The 15,072-nt window shown below is 63.7% G+C and carries 15 protein-coding genes and 1 tRNA gene; 11 read left to right on the top strand and 5 right to left on the bottom strand.

Features of this window, described 5'->3' with window-relative positions; genetic code table 11:
- The first annotated feature begins 98 nt into the window (after window positions 1-98).
- Window positions 99-1,205 (top strand): enoyl-CoA hydratase/isomerase family protein, encoded by a 1,107-nt coding sequence (locus tag EJA05_RS05550; protein ID WP_125857597.1) that lies wholly within the window; start codon window positions 99-101, stop codon window positions 1,203-1,205.
- Between the two features lie 60 nt (window positions 1,206-1,265).
- On the opposite strand, the gene EJA05_RS05545 is transcribed toward EJA05_RS05550, so the two are convergent.
- Complete coding sequence (locus EJA05_RS05545) at window positions 1,266-1,730, bottom strand: hypothetical protein (protein WP_125857596.1); 465 nt, start codon at window positions 1,728-1,730, stop codon at window positions 1,266-1,268.
- 212 nt (window positions 1,731-1,942) lie between these two features.
- Between EJA05_RS05545 and EJA05_RS05540 the strand changes: the two genes are divergently transcribed.
- From EJA05_RS05540 to EJA05_RS05500, 9 genes are all read left to right on the top strand, one after another.
- Window positions 1,943-3,436 carry a sensor domain-containing diguanylate cyclase gene (locus EJA05_RS05540; RefSeq protein ID WP_125857595.1) on the top strand — a complete coding sequence of 498 codons (1,494 nt, stop codon included), beginning with the start codon at window positions 1,943-1,945 and terminating at the stop codon, window positions 3,434-3,436.
- The gene (locus EJA05_RS05535) at window positions 3,426-3,647 is read left to right on the top strand and encodes a cysteine-rich CWC family protein (RefSeq protein ID WP_125462797.1); all 222 of its coding nucleotides are present in this window, start codon (window positions 3,426-3,428) and stop codon (window positions 3,645-3,647) included. The genes EJA05_RS05540 and EJA05_RS05535 overlap by 11 nt, the downstream gene beginning before the upstream one ends.
- A gap of 31 nt (window positions 3,648-3,678) precedes the next feature.
- Window positions 3,679-4,371 (top strand): pseudouridine synthase, encoded by a 693-nt coding sequence (locus EJA05_RS05530; protein WP_125857594.1) that lies wholly within the window; start codon window positions 3,679-3,681, stop codon window positions 4,369-4,371.
- Window positions 4,372-4,818: 447 nt separating this feature from the next.
- On the top strand, window positions 4,819-5,703 hold the full coding sequence (locus EJA05_RS05525; protein WP_125462795.1) for an alpha/beta fold hydrolase: 885 nt from the start codon (window positions 4,819-4,821) through the stop codon (window positions 5,701-5,703).
- A 113-nt stretch (window positions 5,704-5,816) separates the two neighbouring features.
- A tRNA-Gly gene (locus EJA05_RS05520) sits at window positions 5,817-5,890 on the top strand.
- A gap of 204 nt (window positions 5,891-6,094) precedes the next feature.
- Window positions 6,095-7,795: a SulP family inorganic anion transporter gene (locus EJA05_RS05515; RefSeq protein WP_125857593.1), complete on the top strand. Its 1,701-nt coding sequence runs from the start codon at window positions 6,095-6,097 to the stop codon at window positions 7,793-7,795.
- Window positions 7,796-7,926: 131 nt separating this feature from the next.
- A complete protein-coding gene (locus EJA05_RS05510; RefSeq protein WP_125462793.1) occupies window positions 7,927-8,247 on the top strand; it encodes a type II toxin-antitoxin system RelE/ParE family toxin in 321 nt (106 codons plus the stop codon).
- Window positions 8,244-8,531 (top strand): NadS family protein, encoded by a 288-nt coding sequence (nadS, locus tag EJA05_RS05505; RefSeq protein ID WP_125462792.1) that lies wholly within the window; start codon window positions 8,244-8,246, stop codon window positions 8,529-8,531. Before EJA05_RS05510 ends, nadS begins: the two co-directional genes overlap by 4 nt.
- 107 nt (window positions 8,532-8,638) lie before the next feature.
- On the top strand, window positions 8,639-9,649 hold the full coding sequence (locus tag EJA05_RS05500) for a DUF4917 family protein (RefSeq protein WP_125857592.1): 1,011 nt from the start codon (window positions 8,639-8,641) through the stop codon (window positions 9,647-9,649).
- A gap of 22 nt (window positions 9,650-9,671) precedes the next feature.
- On the opposite strand, the gene EJA05_RS05495 is transcribed toward EJA05_RS05500, so the two are convergent.
- The 4 genes from EJA05_RS05495 to EJA05_RS05480 all read right to left on the bottom strand — a co-directional run bounded on the left by EJA05_RS05495 (window position 9,672) and on the right by EJA05_RS05480 (window position 12,553).
- Window positions 9,672-10,181 carry a helix-turn-helix transcriptional regulator gene (locus EJA05_RS05495; RefSeq protein WP_125857591.1) on the bottom strand — a complete coding sequence of 170 codons (510 nt, stop codon included), beginning with the start codon at window positions 10,179-10,181 and terminating at the stop codon, window positions 9,672-9,674.
- Between the two features lie 2 nt (window positions 10,182-10,183).
- Window positions 10,184-10,420: a hypothetical protein gene (locus EJA05_RS28345; protein ID WP_223811926.1), complete on the bottom strand. Its 237-nt coding sequence runs from the start codon at window positions 10,418-10,420 to the stop codon at window positions 10,184-10,186.
- A gap of 204 nt (window positions 10,421-10,624) precedes the next feature.
- Entirely contained in the window at window positions 10,625-11,845 is a 1,221-nt protein-coding gene (locus EJA05_RS05485; protein ID WP_125857590.1) for a class I SAM-dependent methyltransferase, read from the bottom strand.
- 99 nt (window positions 11,846-11,944) lie between these two features.
- The gene (locus tag EJA05_RS05480; protein WP_125462787.1) at window positions 11,945-12,553 is read right to left on the bottom strand and encodes a TPM domain-containing protein; all 609 of its coding nucleotides are present in this window, start codon (window positions 12,551-12,553) and stop codon (window positions 11,945-11,947) included.
- Between the two features lie 200 nt (window positions 12,554-12,753).
- Between EJA05_RS05480 and bglX the strand changes: the two genes are divergently transcribed.
- Entirely contained in the window at window positions 12,754-15,045 is a 2,292-nt protein-coding gene (bglX, locus tag EJA05_RS05475) for a beta-glucosidase BglX (protein WP_125857589.1), read from the top strand.
- Window positions 15,046-15,072 lie beyond the last annotated feature (27 nt).

Genomic DNA, 15,072 nt, shown 5'->3' with positions numbered 1-15,072 from the left:
CTAGGAAAGCCGCGCCGGCTTGTCAATCGATCCGACCGACGACCGGCAGCTTCAGCAGCGCGGGCCATACTGGTGGGATGACTTGCGCGAGGTAGTCCATGTCCATTCAATGCGAGGTACTCACCGGCGCCGATGGCGCCCGCATCGGCATCGCCAGCCTGGATGCACCCAAGGCGCTCAATGCGCTGACCCTGCCGATGATCGAGGTGCTCGACGAGCGCCTGCACGCCTGGGCTCACGACCCCGGCATCGTCTGCGTACTGCTGCGCGGCAACGGGCCTAAAGCCTTCTGTGCCGGGGGCGACGTGCGTGCACTGGTACAAGCCTGCCGCGAGCATCCCGGCAGCATACCGCCGCTGGCCGCCACCTTCTTCGCCAGCGAATACCGCCTCGACCACCGCCTGCACACCTACCCCAAGCCCCTGCTGTGCTGGGGCCATGGCCATGTGCTCGGTGGTGGCATGGGGCTGTTGCAGGGCGCGGCGGTGCGTATCGTCACCCCCAGCAGCCGCCTGGCCATGCCCGAGATCAGCATCGGCCTGTATCCGGACGTGGGCGCCAGCTGGTTCCTGTCCCGCCTGCCCGGCAAGCTCGGCCTGTTCCTCGGCCTCACCGGCGCGCCGATCAATGCCCGTGACGCCCTGGACCTGGGCCTGGCCGACCGTTTCTTTGGCGAGCATCAACAAGAAGCGCTGGTGGAGGAGCTGCTGCAACTGAACTGGCAGGAACAGACCGCCCTGCAGCTCAACAGCCTGCTCAAGGCCGAACAGCACCGAGCGTGCGCCGAACTGCCCGAGGGCCAATGGCTGGCGCGCCGGGCAGTGATCGACGAAGTACTCGATGTGGCCGACCCGGTAGCGGCCTGGCGTGCGCTGGCCGGCCTGGCTCGGCATGCCGACCCTTTACTGGCCGCGGCAGGTCAGCGCCTGCACGAGGGCTGCCCGCTGACCGCGCACCTGGTGTGGGAGCAGATCCGCCGGGCCCGCCACCTGTCGCTGGCGCAGGTATTCCAGATGGAATACACCCTGAGCCTCAACTGTTGCCGTCACCCCGAGTTCAGCGAAGGGGTGCGGGCCAGATTGCTGGACAAGGACAACACGCCGCACTGGCACTGGCCGGACGTGGCGCAGGTGCCCGCAGCAGTGGTGGCGGCGCATTTCAGCAAGGCCTGGGAAGGTCGGCACCCGCTGGCTGATCTGGCGTAGAAACAGTACAGGGCAAGTCGGTACGGCACGCCGACTTGCCCTGTGATGGCTCATTTGCCCTCAACGCTGCCAGTTGCGATCCCCTCCCCGCCCGCCGTCCTGGCCGCGGTCACCATGGCCCTGCCCATTGGAATGCCAGCGATCCCCGCGCCCGCCACGATTGTCGTTGCGGTAGTCCTGCCGATCGCGGTCCCGCCCATAGTCATAACGCTGCCGGTTGCCATAGTCGTTACGCGGGTTGCCGTGCCAGCTGGGCTGCATGCCGGGTGCCGGATAGGGCCGATAATGCGGTACCGGTGCCGGCCGGTAATAGCGCGGTGCAGGCTGGTAGTAACGCGGCGCGCTCTGGTAGTAGTAGCGCGGTTGCGGGGCTACATAGTAGCGGTCCTGGCGGTAATAGCCGGGGTACACGTAGCGGTCGCTGGTGTAGTAATCACTGCGGTAATAGCCGTCGCTCTCGTAGTAGGGGGCGCAGGCAGAAGTCAGCAGTCCGAGCAGGACAATGATCAGGATTCGTGGGTACATGGCGGCCTCCTGGACCGCAGGGGTGCCCGACACAGCGGCGCTGGCGAGCGTCGACGACGATGCGTTGATCGACACTGCATAAGACAGTCCGGCCAGGGTTCAGTGCCATTTCTGCAACAAATTGAAACATCCCCTATAACCCTGAAAAACATGCAGTCATTTTTCGGTCATCTCACTAGAATGTCGCCACCGGCACACATCATGGGACGATCATGCCCTCGCCTTCCGCCCTGTTCTCGCAACGCTCGCTGATCTTCACCCTGCTGCTGTTGCTGGGCTGCGGTTTCCTCGCCACCTCGCTGCTGAGCTACTACGCCTCGCGCGGGGCAATCCGCGACGGCATCGTCAACACCGAGCTGCCACTGACCTCCGACACCGTCTATTCGGAAATCCAGAAAGACCTGATCCGCCCGGTGCTGATCTCGTCGATGATGGCTCAGGACACCTTCCTGCGGGACTGGCTGCTGGGCGGCGAACAGGACCCCACGCGCATTACCCGCTACCTGGGCGAAGTGATGGGCGGCCAGGGCACCTTCACCAGTTTCCTGGTCTCCGAACGTAGCCGCACCTATTACCAGGCCAAAGGTGTACTCAAGCAGGTCAAGGCCGATGCCTGGCGCGATGCCTGGTACTTCCGCCTGCGCGAGGCCAGCGTGCCCTACGAGATCAATGTCGACGTGGACATGGCCAACCAGGACAAGCTCACGGTATTCATCAACTACCGCGTGCTCGACTACCAGCAGCGCTTCATCGGTGCCGTGGGGGTGGGGTTGAGCGTCGAGTCGGTGGTACGCCTGATCGATGACTACCAGCGCCGCTACCATCGCTCGGTGCTGTTCACCGATGCCCAGGGCAAGGTGCTGCTGACCGGCTCCGACGGTGGCCCCCACGGCCTTCGCGCAGGCCAGCAGTTGAGTGACAGCAGCCAGTGGAAAGACCTGCTGGCGCGCATGCCGACCCCTGCCGCCGGCAGCCACGAGTATTACGATAACGACGGCCACAGCCACTTCCTCAACGTGCGCCCGCTGCCCGAGCTGGACTGGTACCTGCTGGTGGACAAGCGCGAGACCAGTGCCCTGGACCGCATCCGCCAGTCGCTGTACCTGAACCTGGCGATCTGCGCCATGATCACCCTGGTGGTGCTGTCACTGCTCAACGCCATGATCAAGCGCCATCAGGACAACGCCGAGGCCCTGGCCACCCTCGACAGCCTCACCGGCCTGCCCAACCGGCGCAGCTTCGACCTGCTGGCCGGCCAGGCGCTGGTCGAGGCGCAGCGCATCAGTGCACCGCTGGTCGCCCTGTTGATCGACCTCGACCACTTCAAGGCACTCAACGACACCCACGGCCACCTGGCCGGCGACGAAGTGCTGCGCCAGTTCGCCAACGTGCTGCAGGGCAGCCTGCGACAGTCCGATATACTCTGCCGCTGGGGCGGCGAGGAGTTCATCGTGCTGCTGCGCGAAACCGAAGGGCGCCAGGCCGTCGAAGTGGCCGAAAAGATCCGCCGGCGCACCGAGCAACTGATCTTCAGTTACGCCGACCAACCGCTGCGCCTGACCGTCAGCATCGGCCTCGCCGGCCTGCAGCGTGACGACACCCTGCACAGCCTGCTGAGCCGCGCCGACCACGCGCTTTATCGTGCCAAACAAGGCGGACGCAACCGCGTCTGCAGCCAGATGTCCGGACCCGACCATGACCAGTAACCAGCACTGCCCTGCCTGCGGCGCCGCCAACCAGTGCGGCCTGGCCAACCCGGCCAGCGCCACCCAAGGGTGCTGGTGCTTCGCGGTGAGCATCGACCCGGCGATCATCGAAGCCCTGCCTGCCGAACTGCGCAACCAGGCCTGCCTGTGCCCGCAGTGCGCGAAAGTGGACGAGCAACTCAAGGCAGCGCAATCGCCCGCGATTCGCTAGACTGCGCGCCGATCTGTCGCCACCTGCCGCCATGCGCCTCGACCGTTTCCTCGCCAACCTGCCCTGTTTCAACCGCCAGCAAGTGCGCCTGCTGCTGGTGCAGCGGCGTGTGCGCGTGGATGGCGTGATCACCGCCGACCCGCTGCACGAGGTACGCGAGTTCAGCCGTGTCGAGGTGGACGAACAGCTGCTGCAGGCCGGCCGCCCGGCGCGCTACCTGATGCTGCACAAGCCCATGGGCTGCGTCAGCGCCACCAGCGACCCGCAGCACCGCACCGTGCTCGACCTGCTGCCGCCTGCATGGCGCGACGACCTGCATATTGCCGGGCGCCTGGACTACAACACCACCGGGCTGCTGATCCTGACCAACGACGGCCAGTGGTCGCGCCGCCTGACCCAGCCACAGACCAAGCTGGCCAAGGTTTACCACGTACAGACCGAGGACGAGATCGGCGCCCACTACGTCGAAAAGTTTCGCCAAGGCTTCTATTTCGCCTTCGAAGACCTGACCACCCAGCCTGCGCAGCTGGATATTCTCGGCCCCCGCGAAGCGCGGCTGGCGATCGTCGAAGGCCGCTATCACCAGGTCAAGCGCATGTTCGGCCACTTTCAGAACAAGGTGCTGCAACTGCACCGCGAAAGCATGGGGATGATCGAGCTGGATCCGGCCTTGTTGCCGGGCCAGTACAGGGACCTTTCGGCCGCAGAAATCGCCTGTTTCTGAGCGGCTGCGAAGGCTCTGCGCGGGCGTTTTTCGCGCAAACGATTGGGTAGCCCTGGCAGTTTTCCACTACACCGACCGCCCAGCGGTTCGCTGCAAAATATCCCCAGAAACTCACTTGCGCGATCGGCCCTGCGCTGCTTGACTGCCAACTTGTCGGTCTGCCTGTGACTTACCAGTCACGGATGCAGTCCAAGACACCTTTTTGCCGGCCACCCAGGGTCTCGACACCTTGGGGCACGGCAAATCGCCCGCTACAACAATACCGTCGACACGCGCGTCAGGGATCGACACAAGGGCCCACCGGTTTTCTTCCAGGCAAATGCCTACCTGTCATAAAGCACGTGCACCCTAACGGCCTGCGCGGTTGATTCGAACGCGAGTTCACGAACCAGCCACACAGACCAACAGGTGACGCGAATACCCTTTTTTGCGCCAGGAGTCGATGACATGAGGCCAGAAATTGCTGTACTTGATATCCAAGGTCAGTACCGGGTTTACACGGAGTTCCATCGCGCGGAAGGCGCCGAAAAGACCATCATCCTGATCAATGGATCATTGGCCACCACGGCGTCCTTTGCACAGACAGTGCGCAGCCTGCACCCGCAATTCAACGTGGTGCTGTACGACCAGCCCTATGCCGGCAAGTCCAAGCCCCACAACCGCCAGGAACGGCTGATCACCAAGGAGACCGAGTCGCATATCCTCCTTGAGCTGATCGAGCACTTCCAGGCCGACCACGTGATGTCGTTCTCCTGGGGCGGTGCCTGCGCCCTGCTGGCGCTGGCGCACCAGCCACGGTTGGTGAAGAAGGCCATCGTCAGTTCGTTCTCGCCGGTGATCAACGAACCGATGCGCGACTACCTGGAGCGTGGCTGCCAGTTCCTCGCCGCCTGCGATCGCTATCAGGTGGGCAACCTGGTCAACGACACCATCGGCAAATACCTGCCGTCGTTGTTCAAGCGCTTCAACTACCGGCATGTCAGCAGCCTGGACAGCCACGAGTACGCGCAGATGCATTTCCACATCAACCAGGTGCTCGACCATGACCTGGAGCGAGCGCTGAAGGCCGCGCGCAACATCGATATCCCGGTGCTGTTCATCAACGGCGACCGTGACGAATACACCACCGTCGAAGATGCGCGGCAGTTCAGCAGACATGTGGGGCAAAGCCACTTCAGCGTGATCCATGGCGCCGGCCATTTCCTCGACATGGAGCACAAGAGCGCCTGCGAGGATACCCGCTCGGTCATGCTCGGTTTCCTCAAGCCGACCGTGCGCGAGTCCCGTCAACGCTACACCCACACGCAGGGGCAGCATGCACTGGCCATCTGAGCGCAACGGCGCCTGCATGCCTGGCTTACCTGCAGGCAGCAGGCTGCCGACAGCCTTTTATGACATTGGGCTATTAATTGGCAGGGGGTTATGGTAGAAAGTCGGGCGCAGACGCGGGTATAGTTTAGTGGCAAAACGAAAGCTTCCCAAGCTTTAGTTGAGGGTTCGATTCCCTCTACCCGCTCCAAATCGCATTCCCCGCATGGCGTTCCAGTGACGTCATCGCTGTAAAAAGGAGCCTTGGCTCCTTTTTTCGTTTCTGCCGCCTGCATTTGCGCACCCTTCATTGATCTGGCCCATGGCCATCCCGCGCCCGATTGGCTTAAATGCCCGGTGCTGCCCAGCACGCAAAAGCACCTAAGCTTTCTGAAACATTTCCAAAGGACTGCGCATGTTTCTCTCCCGCTGGCTACCGGGCCTGGCCAACCTGCTGCACTACCGTCGCGAGTGGTTCCATGCCGACCTGCAGGCGGGCCTGTCGGTGGCCGCGATCCAGATCCCCATCGCCATCGCCTATGCCCAGATCGTCGGCTTGCCGCCGCAGTACGGCTTGTACGCCTGCGTGTTGCCGATGATGGTCTACGCCTTGATCGGCAGTTCGCGGCAATTGATGGTCGGGCCCGATGCCGCCACTTGCGCGATGATCGGCGGCGCTGTGGCCCCGTTGGCCATGGGCGACCCGCAACGCATCGCCGAGCTGTCGGTGATCGTCACCGTGCTGGTGGGCGTGATGCTGATCGGTGCCGGGGTGGCGCGCGCCGGCTTCATCGCCAGCTTTTTCTCGCGGCCGATCCTGATCGGCTACCTCAACGGCATCGGCCTCAGCCTGCTCGCCGGGCAACTCTCCAAAGTCGTGGGCTTCAAGATCGAGGGCGACGGTTTCATCCTCAGCTTGATCAACTTCCTGCAGCGGCTGGGCGAGATCCATTGGCTGACGCTGTCGATCGGCCTGGCCGGGCTGGCATTGCTGATCTGGTTGCCGCGGCGCTACCCGCGCCTGCCGGCAGCGCTGGTGACGGTGGTGGTGTTCACCGCCCTGGCCGGGCTGCTCGGCCTGGACCGTTATGGCGTGGCGATCCTTGGCCCGGTACCGGCGGGCATCCCGGAGCTGGCCTGGCCACAAAGCAACCTGGCGGAAACCAAGAGCCTCCTGCGTGACGCCCTGGGTATCGCCACCATCAGCTTCTGCAGCGCCATGCTCACCGCCCGCAGCTTTGCCGCCCGGCATGGCTACGCGATCAACGCCAACCATGAATTCGTCGCCCTCGGGGTGAGCAACCTGGCCGCCGGTATTTCCCAGGGCTTCGCCATCAGCGGCGCCGACTCACGCACCGCGGTCAACGACATGGTCGGCGGCAAGAGCCAGCTGGTGGGCATCATCGCCGCGCTGGTGATTGCCCTGATCCTGCTGTTCTTCACCGCCCCCATGGCCTGGATCCCGCAAGCGGCGCTGGGCGCAGTACTGCTGATGGCCGGCTGGGGGCTGATCGACATCAAGTCGCTGAAGACCATCCGCAAGCTCAGCCGCTTCGAATTCTGGTTGTGCCTGCTGACCACGGTCGGCGTGCTGGGGCTGGGCGTGCTGCCGGGTATCGTGTTTGCCGTGACCCTGGCCATCCTGCGCCTGCTCTACAGCATCTACCAACCTACCGACGCGGTACTCGGCTGGCTGCCGGGTGTCGAGGGGCAGGTGGACGTGCGCCAGCACAAGGACGCCCGCACCGTGCCAGGCCTGGTGGTGTATCGCTTCGACGACGCGATCCTGTTCTTCAACGCCGACTACTTCAAAATGCGCCTGCTCGACGCCGTGCAGGGAGTGGACAAGCCCCAGGCGGTGCTTTTCGACGCCGAAGCCGTGACCAGTATCGACGTCAGCGGCATCGCCGCCCTGCGCGAGGTGCGCGACACGCTCACCGCCCAGGGCATCCACTTCGCCATCGCCCGCGCCCGCGGCACTTTCCTGCGCATGCTGGTGCGCTCGGGGATGGCGCGGGAAATGGAGGACAAATTGCTGTTTGGTTCGGTGCGAGCAGGGATCAGGGCGTATCGGGTTTGGCGTAACAGGACGAGCAGGGAGTCCTCCGACAAGTAGAGGAAGGCACCTACATCGTTGTCAGAGGGGAGCGATGCAGTACCGTATCGGCGAGAAGGTAGCCTTTCGGGCATTCCACTCTCCGCGCATCGCTGGTGAAAAGTGACTGCGCCAATGGCGTATACCCTGCTATGCTTTTTACCGAAACCGCTGTCTTTACCAAGCGCGCAAAAGAGCTGCTCGACGACGAAACCTACAGGTTGTTGCAGGTTCGTCTTTTGATATCCCCCGATGCAGGGGATGTCATCGAAGGGACCGGCGGCCTGCGCAAAATCCGCGCCCCAGCGAACGGCCACGGCAAGCGAGGCGGCGCCAGAGTCATCTACTACCACTTCACGGCAAGGTCACATATCACCTTGCTCTACATCTTTGCGAAGAACGAACAAACGGAGCTATCCGCCGAACAGCGCAAGGCTTTGAAGTCCGTCATCGAAAACTGGAGATACCCATGAGCCGCCTCTTCGACGAACTGATGGAAAGCGTTGTAGAAATGGATGAAATCATCCAGGGCAAACGCCAACCCTCGCGCCAGTTCGAAATCGACGCCCTTCAAGTCCGGGAAATCCGTAAGGCCACCGGTTTGTCACAGGTACGTTTCGCCGAGATGATCGATGTGCAAGTCGCTACGCTGCGTAACTGGGAACAGGGGCGCCGGGAGCCCACGGGGCCTGCCAAGGCGCTGCTGCGGGCCATCCACAACGACCCTGATCACGTGCTCAAGGCCTTGTCGCATTGAAAATTGCTGCAGAGCTGCTGCGCCGGTCTCTGCGCGCGACATGCCTCGCATACATTGCATGACATGCTAAAGTCGCCGCGTTTTGAGCCACGCCCAACGGACCGCCCATGCCCGCACTCGACGCCCACTTGCCCGCCTGGGCCGACCTCAACCAGCGCCACCCTTGCACCGCCCTGTTGCTGGGCAACGGTGCCAGCCGGGCGTTGTGGAAACCGTTCGGCTATTTCTCGCTGTACGAAGAAGCCCAGCGTGCCGGCCGCAAGAAAGGCCTGGCGGTCAGTGACCAGGCGCTGTTCAAGTCGCTCGGCACAGAGCTGTTCGAACCGCTGCTGAGCACCCTCAACCACACCGTCCGCGCCAACGCCGCGCTGGCCATCAACTCCACCGCGCCGCTGAACCGCTACTACTCGATCAAGGAAGCGCTGATTCACGCCGTGCGCACCGTGCACCTGCCGTGGCCATTGATGCCGGCGGCTACCCTGGCCTCGATCAACCAGGCCTTGCGTGGCTTTCGCAGCGTCTACACCAGCAACTACGACCTGATCCTGCCGTGGGCCGTGCAGCATGCTCCACAGGGCTTTGCCGCGCTGTTCGACGAGCAGGGCTTCTTCGACGTGCGCCGCACCCGCAGCGAAGGCACCCGGGTGATGCACCTGCATGGCGGCCTGCACCTGCTCAAACTGCCTGACGGCTCCAGCCGCCAGCGCAGCGCCGAGTGCGCCGAATTGCTGGACGGTTTTGCCGTGAACATCCCCGGCGAGGTGCCCTTGTTCGTCAACGAGTTCCGTAGCGAGGAGAAACTGCGCGCGATCCGCAACTCGGATTACCTGTCATGGTGCCTGGGGCAACTGGCCAACGAGGACGAGGGGATTTGCCTGTTCGGCCAGCATCTGGACAGCAGCGATCAGCACCTGCTCGACGCCATTCGCCAGGCGCGGCCGGCGCATCTTCTGATTGCCATCCGGCCATTGAGCGAGGCGTCGGTGCTGAATCAGAAGCAGCATTTCGTCGAGCGGTTCGGTGATCTGCCGGGGACAGCGCTGCATTTCTTCGATGCCAGTACCCATCCCCTGGGGCTGGCGGAGTTGGCGATCGAAGTACCGACAGGGCGCCGTTGAAGCGGCCCCCAGCGGCACAGCTTCAATCGGCCAAAGCCATCGTCCCTTTGAAAACCCGTGCATGGGCGCTTGATACATTGACGGTCATCGCGACCCGAGCCAGATCCAGCATCTGCTGGCCGATGTCATAACTCCCCCTCGCCTGCAGCCAGGCCAATACATCGGCGAGATGCCAGAGCGAGGTACTGCCTTCATGCATGGGGGCCGGGAAGCTGTGCATGTGCGCCAGCATCAACTTGCGCATGTTCTGGCGCGACACACCCACGATCTGGGCCACATCGGTCAGCCCGACGAGGTCGGGCGTCGCCTCTATCAGTCGTGCGCCAGGCACTGCGCTGCGAACATCCCTGAGCGCGGTCTCGATCGCCTCCTCGGCACTGGAGGACTCCCGTACAAATTCCAGCGACAGGCGACCGGGCTGACCAATCCCGACCAGGGCATCGTCACAACCCGCTTCGGCCAGGCGCTCGAGGAGTGCATCCATTTCTTCGTCATCGACCAGTTGGTACTTGAGGGTGAACTCGTATTCCATCGTCACTGCTCCTTACCCGCCTTCACTGCGGTATCCGTATTGCGGGTTCCAGTGCAATTGTCCACCACACGCCTTAGCTGACGCGCGAAATTGCCTGGGTTCTTCGGGGTGCTCCAGATGCTGGTGACGCAAAGCTCCCCGCATCGGCAGTCAGCATCGTTTAAGGGGCAATACATCTTTCCCCAGCAGTGCCCTCCACCCGCAACGATTCTCCATCCATGGAACTCAGCATGCCTCAAGGCCTGCTCGACCTCTTTTTTGGCGTGACTGGGGCGCGGCATCAAATGTTCTCCAGTGTGGTCATTAAATCAATGGTTGTCAAATGACAACCATTGATCATGAATGGCTACCACACTACAGATCTCTCGACACCAATATCGGCCGCCAGACGCGCTCGGGAGGCGTCTTACACACTTTCGGGAATGGCACCCAACACGTTGTGCTTACCCGGCGATCAATCCATCCGCCTGCAACAACGTCTCCAGGCAATGCTCCTGCACCCCGTAAAACGCCTTGAGCTGCGCAATCTTCTCCAACAGCGCCCCCGCCGGCACTGGCTGTTTGCGCTTCACCGCAAGAATCATCTTGTTCTTGTTGGTGTGCTCCAGCGAGATGAACTCGAAGACCTTGGTCTCGTAGCCGCAAGCCTCGAGGTACAGCGCGCGCAGGCTATCGGTGAGCATCTCGGCCTGCTGCCCGAGGTGCAGGCCGTACTGCAGCATCGGCTGCAGCAGCCCTGGGCTCTGCAGTTGCGGGCGGATCTGCTTGTGGCAGCACGGCGAGCACATGATGATCGCCGCATTGCAGCGAATGCCCGTGTGGATGGCGTAGTCGGTGGCGATGTCGCAGGCATGCAGGGCGATCATCACTTCGATGGCCTCCGGCACCACGCTGCGCACGTCACCGCACTCGAACACCAGCCCCGGGTGCTCCAGGCGCGCAGCAGCGGCGTTGCACAGCTCGACCATGTCCGGGCGCAGCTCGACGCCGGTGACCTGTGCCTCGCGCCCGAGGGTGTTGCGCAGGTAGTCGTGCATGGCGAACGTCAGGTAGCCCTTGCCCGAGCCAAAGTCGGCCACCCGCAAGGCCTGATCAGCCGCCACCGGCGCGCCGGCCAGGGCGTGGTCGAAGACCTCGATGAACTTGTTGATCTGCTTCCACTTGCGCGACATCGACGGGATCAACGCGCCTTGCGCGTCGGTCACCCCAAGGTCGCGCAGGAAGGGCCGCGACAGTTCCAGGTAACGCTTCTTCTCGCGGTCATGCCCAGCTGCCGCCGCTTCCCGGGGTGCCTGCTGGGCCAAGTGGCGGCGCAGCATCGGCTTGCCCTTCTTGCTGAACTCCAGTTGCACTTCACCCGCACCGGTGAACAGGTGAGCGTTGCGAAAGCTCTCCGGCAGCAGCTCGACTACCAGTGCCTGCGCCTGGCCCAATGGCAGGTTGCGGGTGATGTCGCGGGTCTGGTGGCGGTAGACCAGTTGCAGGCAGGCCTCGCCCTTGAGCTGCACCGGCTTGGCGATGATCCGCTGCAGGGTCTGGTCGGCCCCCACGTGGCGGGCTAGCACCAGTTTGACCAGGCTGCCATCGGCCAGGGCGTCGCCCAGCAGGCTCAGGAACTGGGCGCGCGCATCCGGCGCGGTGGGGGCGGAAGTAGTGGACGACATGGGGAGCGGGTGCCTCGGAATGCGGGGAGCGCGTTGCGCAATGCCGCGCATTCTACGTCGCTGGCCGCCCATCGCGAAGGTTTTCGCGATGGGCGCGGCTCAATCGAGGATCACCAGGCGGTTGGGCAGCTCGTTGCGCGCATGGGTGGGCGGTACATGCTCGCTGAGCAGTTCGCCGCACGCCTCGATGCAGTCGACGAAGCCCTGCAGGGTATGGCCCTGGCAGACCTGCTCGGTGAACCGCGCAACGATCGCTTCGCGGGCCTGGGCCGGCAGGTGCCGGGCGATCCCTTCATCGACCAGGATCTCGACATGCCGCTCGGCCTCGCTGACAAAGATCAGCACCCCGGTAGCCCCAGCGGTGCGCTGCAGGTTGAGTTCGAGAAACTGCTGCCGGGCAAGCCCGGAAGCACGTCGCCGGCGCAGGATCGCCGGCACCAGCCAGGCAGCCAGGCGTGGATGGCGCAGCAACAGGCACAGGGCGATAAAGGTGAGCATCTGCGCCAGTAGCAGGCCGTTGAGGCCGATCCCGCCCTGCCAGCGGTGCAACAGCAGCGGGATGATCAGCGCCAGCAGCGCCGCCCAGAGCAGGGGCAGATAGGGGTAGTCGTCGGCGCGGCGCGCCAGCACGGTCACCAGTTCCGCGTCGGTGCGCCGCTCGACGCGTGCGATCGCCTCGGCGATCTGGCGCTGTTCGTATTCGGTCATGCCATCGTCTCTTGAGCGTTCTTATCGTTGTTATCCCGGCATCGGGGTGGCGAGAGTGTATCTCAACAAGCGCCTCATATAAGGCATAATCCGCGGCTGCGTCGGATCATGGACGAATGATCCAAAAAATCGCCAGCGGACCTCATAACAACAGGCGTACGAAAGTTCTCGGCCAACCGCCCTACTCAACAACGGAATTGATGATGAAACTGTCTTTGCTGGGCCTGGCCATGGGCCTTGCCAGTCAGGCGGCCCTTGCCGCCCCCTCCGCCCCGCCCCTGCAAGACAAGCAGGCATTCATCGACCATCTGGTGAGCCAGATGACCGAGGCCGAAAAGATCGGCCAACTGCGCCTGATCAGCATCGGCCCCGAAATGCCCCACGAGAAGATCCGCGAAGAGATTGCCGCCGGGCGCATCGGCGGCACCTTCAACTCGCGCACCGCCCCCGAGAACCGGCCGATGCAGGACGCCGCCATGCGCAGCCGCCTGAAGATCCCGATGTTCTTCGCCTACGACACCATCCATGGCGAGCGCACCATCTTCCCGATCGGCCTGGGCCTGGCCGCGACCTGGGACATGGACGCCATCGCCAAGGTCGGCCGCACCTCGGCCATCGAGGCCGCCGCCGACTCGCTGGACATGACCTTCGCACCGATGGTCGACATCGCCCGCGACCCGCGCTGGGGCCGCACCAGTGAAGGCTTCGGCGAAGACACCTACCTCACCTCGCGGATCGGCCAGGTGATGGTCAAGTCGTTCCAGGGCAAGAGCCCGGCCGAGCCCGACAGCATCATGGCCATCGTCAAGCACTTCGCCCTGTATGGCGCGGTGGAAGGCGGGCGCGACTACAACACGGTCGATATGAGCCTGCCGAAGATGTACAACGAATACCTGCCGCCCTACCGCGCCGCGCTGGACGCCGGTGCGGGGGGTGTGATGGTGGCGCTGAACTCGATCAACGGCGTGCCGGCCACCTCCAACACCTGGCTGATGAACGACCTGCTGCGCAAGGAGTGGGGCTTCAAGGGCGTGACCATCAGCGACCACGGCGCCATCCAGGAACTGATCCGCCATGGCGTGGCCCGCGACGGTCGCGAAGCGGCCAAGCTGGCAATCAAGGCCGGCATCGACATGAGCATGAACGACACCCTGTACGGCGAAGAGCTGCCAGGCCTGCTCAAGTCCGGCGAAGTGACCCAGGGCGAGCTGAACCAGGCGGTGCGCGAAGTGCTCGGCGCCAAGTACGACATGGGCCTGTTCAAGGACCCGTACGTGCGCATCGGCAAGCCTGAGACTGACCTTCAGGATTACTACGCCGACAGCCGCCTGCACCGCGACGCCGCCCGCGACGTGGCACGCCGCAGCCTGGTGCTGCTGGAGAACCGCGAACAGACCCTGCCGCTGAAGAAGGCCGGCACCATCGCCCTGGTCGGCCCGCTGGCCGACGCCCCCATCGACATGATGGGCAGCTGGGCCGCCGACGGTAAGCCACAGCACTCGGTCACCGTACGCGAAGGCCTGCGCCGCGCCGTCGAGGGCAAGGCCAAGCTGGTCTACGCCAAAGGCTCGAACGTGACCGGCGACAAGGCCATGTTCGACTACCTCAACTTCCTCAACTTCGATGCCCCGGAAATCGTCAACGACCTGCGCCCGGCCGCCGTGCTGATCGACGAAGCGGTCAAGGCCGCCCAGCAGGCCGACGTGGTGGTGGCCGTGGTCGGTGAGTCCCGTGGCATGTCCCACGAATCGTCGAGCCGCACCACCCTGGAAATCCCGGCGGTGCAGCGCGACCTGATCAAGGCGCTCAAGGCCACCGGCAAACCGCTGGTGCTGGTGCTGATGAACGGCCGCCCACTGTCGATCGCCTGGGAACGCGAACAGGCCGATGCGCTGCTCGAAACCTGGTTCAGCGGCACCGAAGGCGGCAACGCCATCGCCGACGTGCTGTTCGGCGACTACAACCCGTCGGGCCGCCTGGCCATCACCTTCCCGCGCTCGGTCGGGCAGATCCCGATGTACTACAACCACCTGCGCATCGGCCGCCCGTTCACCCCCGGCAAGCCGGGCAACTACACCTCGCAGTACTTCGAGGAGCCCAACGGCCCGCTGTACCCGTTCGGCTACGGCCTGAGCTACACCAGCTTCGACCTGACCGACCTGACCTTGTCGCGCACCGAACTCAAGCGCGGCGAAACCCTCAAGGCCAAGATCACGGTGAAGAACACCGGCAAACGTGACGGCGAGACCGTGGTGCAGCTGTACCTGCAGGACCAGAGCGCGTCGATGAGCCGCCCGGTGAAAGAACTGAAGAACTTCCAGAAGCTGATGCTCAAGGCCGGCGAAGCACGTACCGTGACCTTCGACATCAGTGAAGAAGACCTGAAGTTCTACAATGGCCAGCTGCAACGCGTGGCCGAGCCGGGTCAGTTCAATGTGCAGATCGGCCTGGACTCGCAGGCGGTGCAGCAGCAGAGCTTCGAACTGCTCTGACACCTGCTTTGGCTTCTTCGCGGGTAA

Source organism: Pseudomonas oryziphila (assembly GCF_003940825.1).
Classification (GTDB): domain Bacteria; phylum Pseudomonadota; class Gammaproteobacteria; order Pseudomonadales; family Pseudomonadaceae; genus Aquipseudomonas; species Aquipseudomonas sichuanensis.
This window is presented reverse-complemented; position numbering and strand designations above follow the sequence as displayed.

Excerpts from the sequence above, each read along its gene's own strand:
- EJA05_RS05550 (WP_125857597.1), top strand. The coding sequence starts at position 99 with ATGTCCATTCAATGCGAGGTACTCACCGGCGCCGATGGCGCCCGCATC.
- EJA05_RS05545 (WP_125857596.1), bottom strand. The coding sequence starts at position 1,730 with ATGTACCCACGAATCCTGATCATTGTCCTGCTCGGACTGCTGACTTCT.
- EJA05_RS05540 (WP_125857595.1), top strand. The coding sequence starts at position 1,943 with ATGCCCTCGCCTTCCGCCCTGTTCTCGCAACGCTCGCTGATCTTCACC.
- EJA05_RS05535 (WP_125462797.1), top strand. The coding sequence starts at position 3,426 with ATGACCAGTAACCAGCACTGCCCTGCCTGCGGCGCCGCCAACCAGTGC.
- EJA05_RS05530 (WP_125857594.1), top strand. The coding sequence starts at position 3,679 with ATGCGCCTCGACCGTTTCCTCGCCAACCTGCCCTGTTTCAACCGCCAG.
- EJA05_RS05525 (WP_125462795.1), top strand. The coding sequence starts at position 4,819 with ATGAGGCCAGAAATTGCTGTACTTGATATCCAAGGTCAGTACCGGGTT.
- EJA05_RS05515 (WP_125857593.1), top strand. The coding sequence starts at position 6,095 with ATGTTTCTCTCCCGCTGGCTACCGGGCCTGGCCAACCTGCTGCACTAC.
- EJA05_RS05510 (WP_125462793.1), top strand. The coding sequence starts at position 7,927 with ATGCTTTTTACCGAAACCGCTGTCTTTACCAAGCGCGCAAAAGAGCTG.
- nadS (WP_125462792.1), top strand. The coding sequence starts at position 8,244 with ATGAGCCGCCTCTTCGACGAACTGATGGAAAGCGTTGTAGAAATGGAT.
- EJA05_RS05500 (WP_125857592.1), top strand. The coding sequence starts at position 8,639 with ATGCCCGCACTCGACGCCCACTTGCCCGCCTGGGCCGACCTCAACCAG.
- EJA05_RS05495 (WP_125857591.1), bottom strand. The coding sequence starts at position 10,181 with ATGGAATACGAGTTCACCCTCAAGTACCAACTGGTCGATGACGAAGAA.
- EJA05_RS05485 (WP_125857590.1), bottom strand. The coding sequence starts at position 11,845 with ATGTCGTCCACTACTTCCGCCCCCACCGCGCCGGATGCGCGCGCCCAG.
- EJA05_RS05480 (WP_125462787.1), bottom strand. The coding sequence starts at position 12,553 with ATGACCGAATACGAACAGCGCCAGATCGCCGAGGCGATCGCACGCGTC.
- bglX (WP_125857589.1), top strand. The coding sequence starts at position 12,754 with ATGATGAAACTGTCTTTGCTGGGCCTGGCCATGGGCCTTGCCAGTCAG.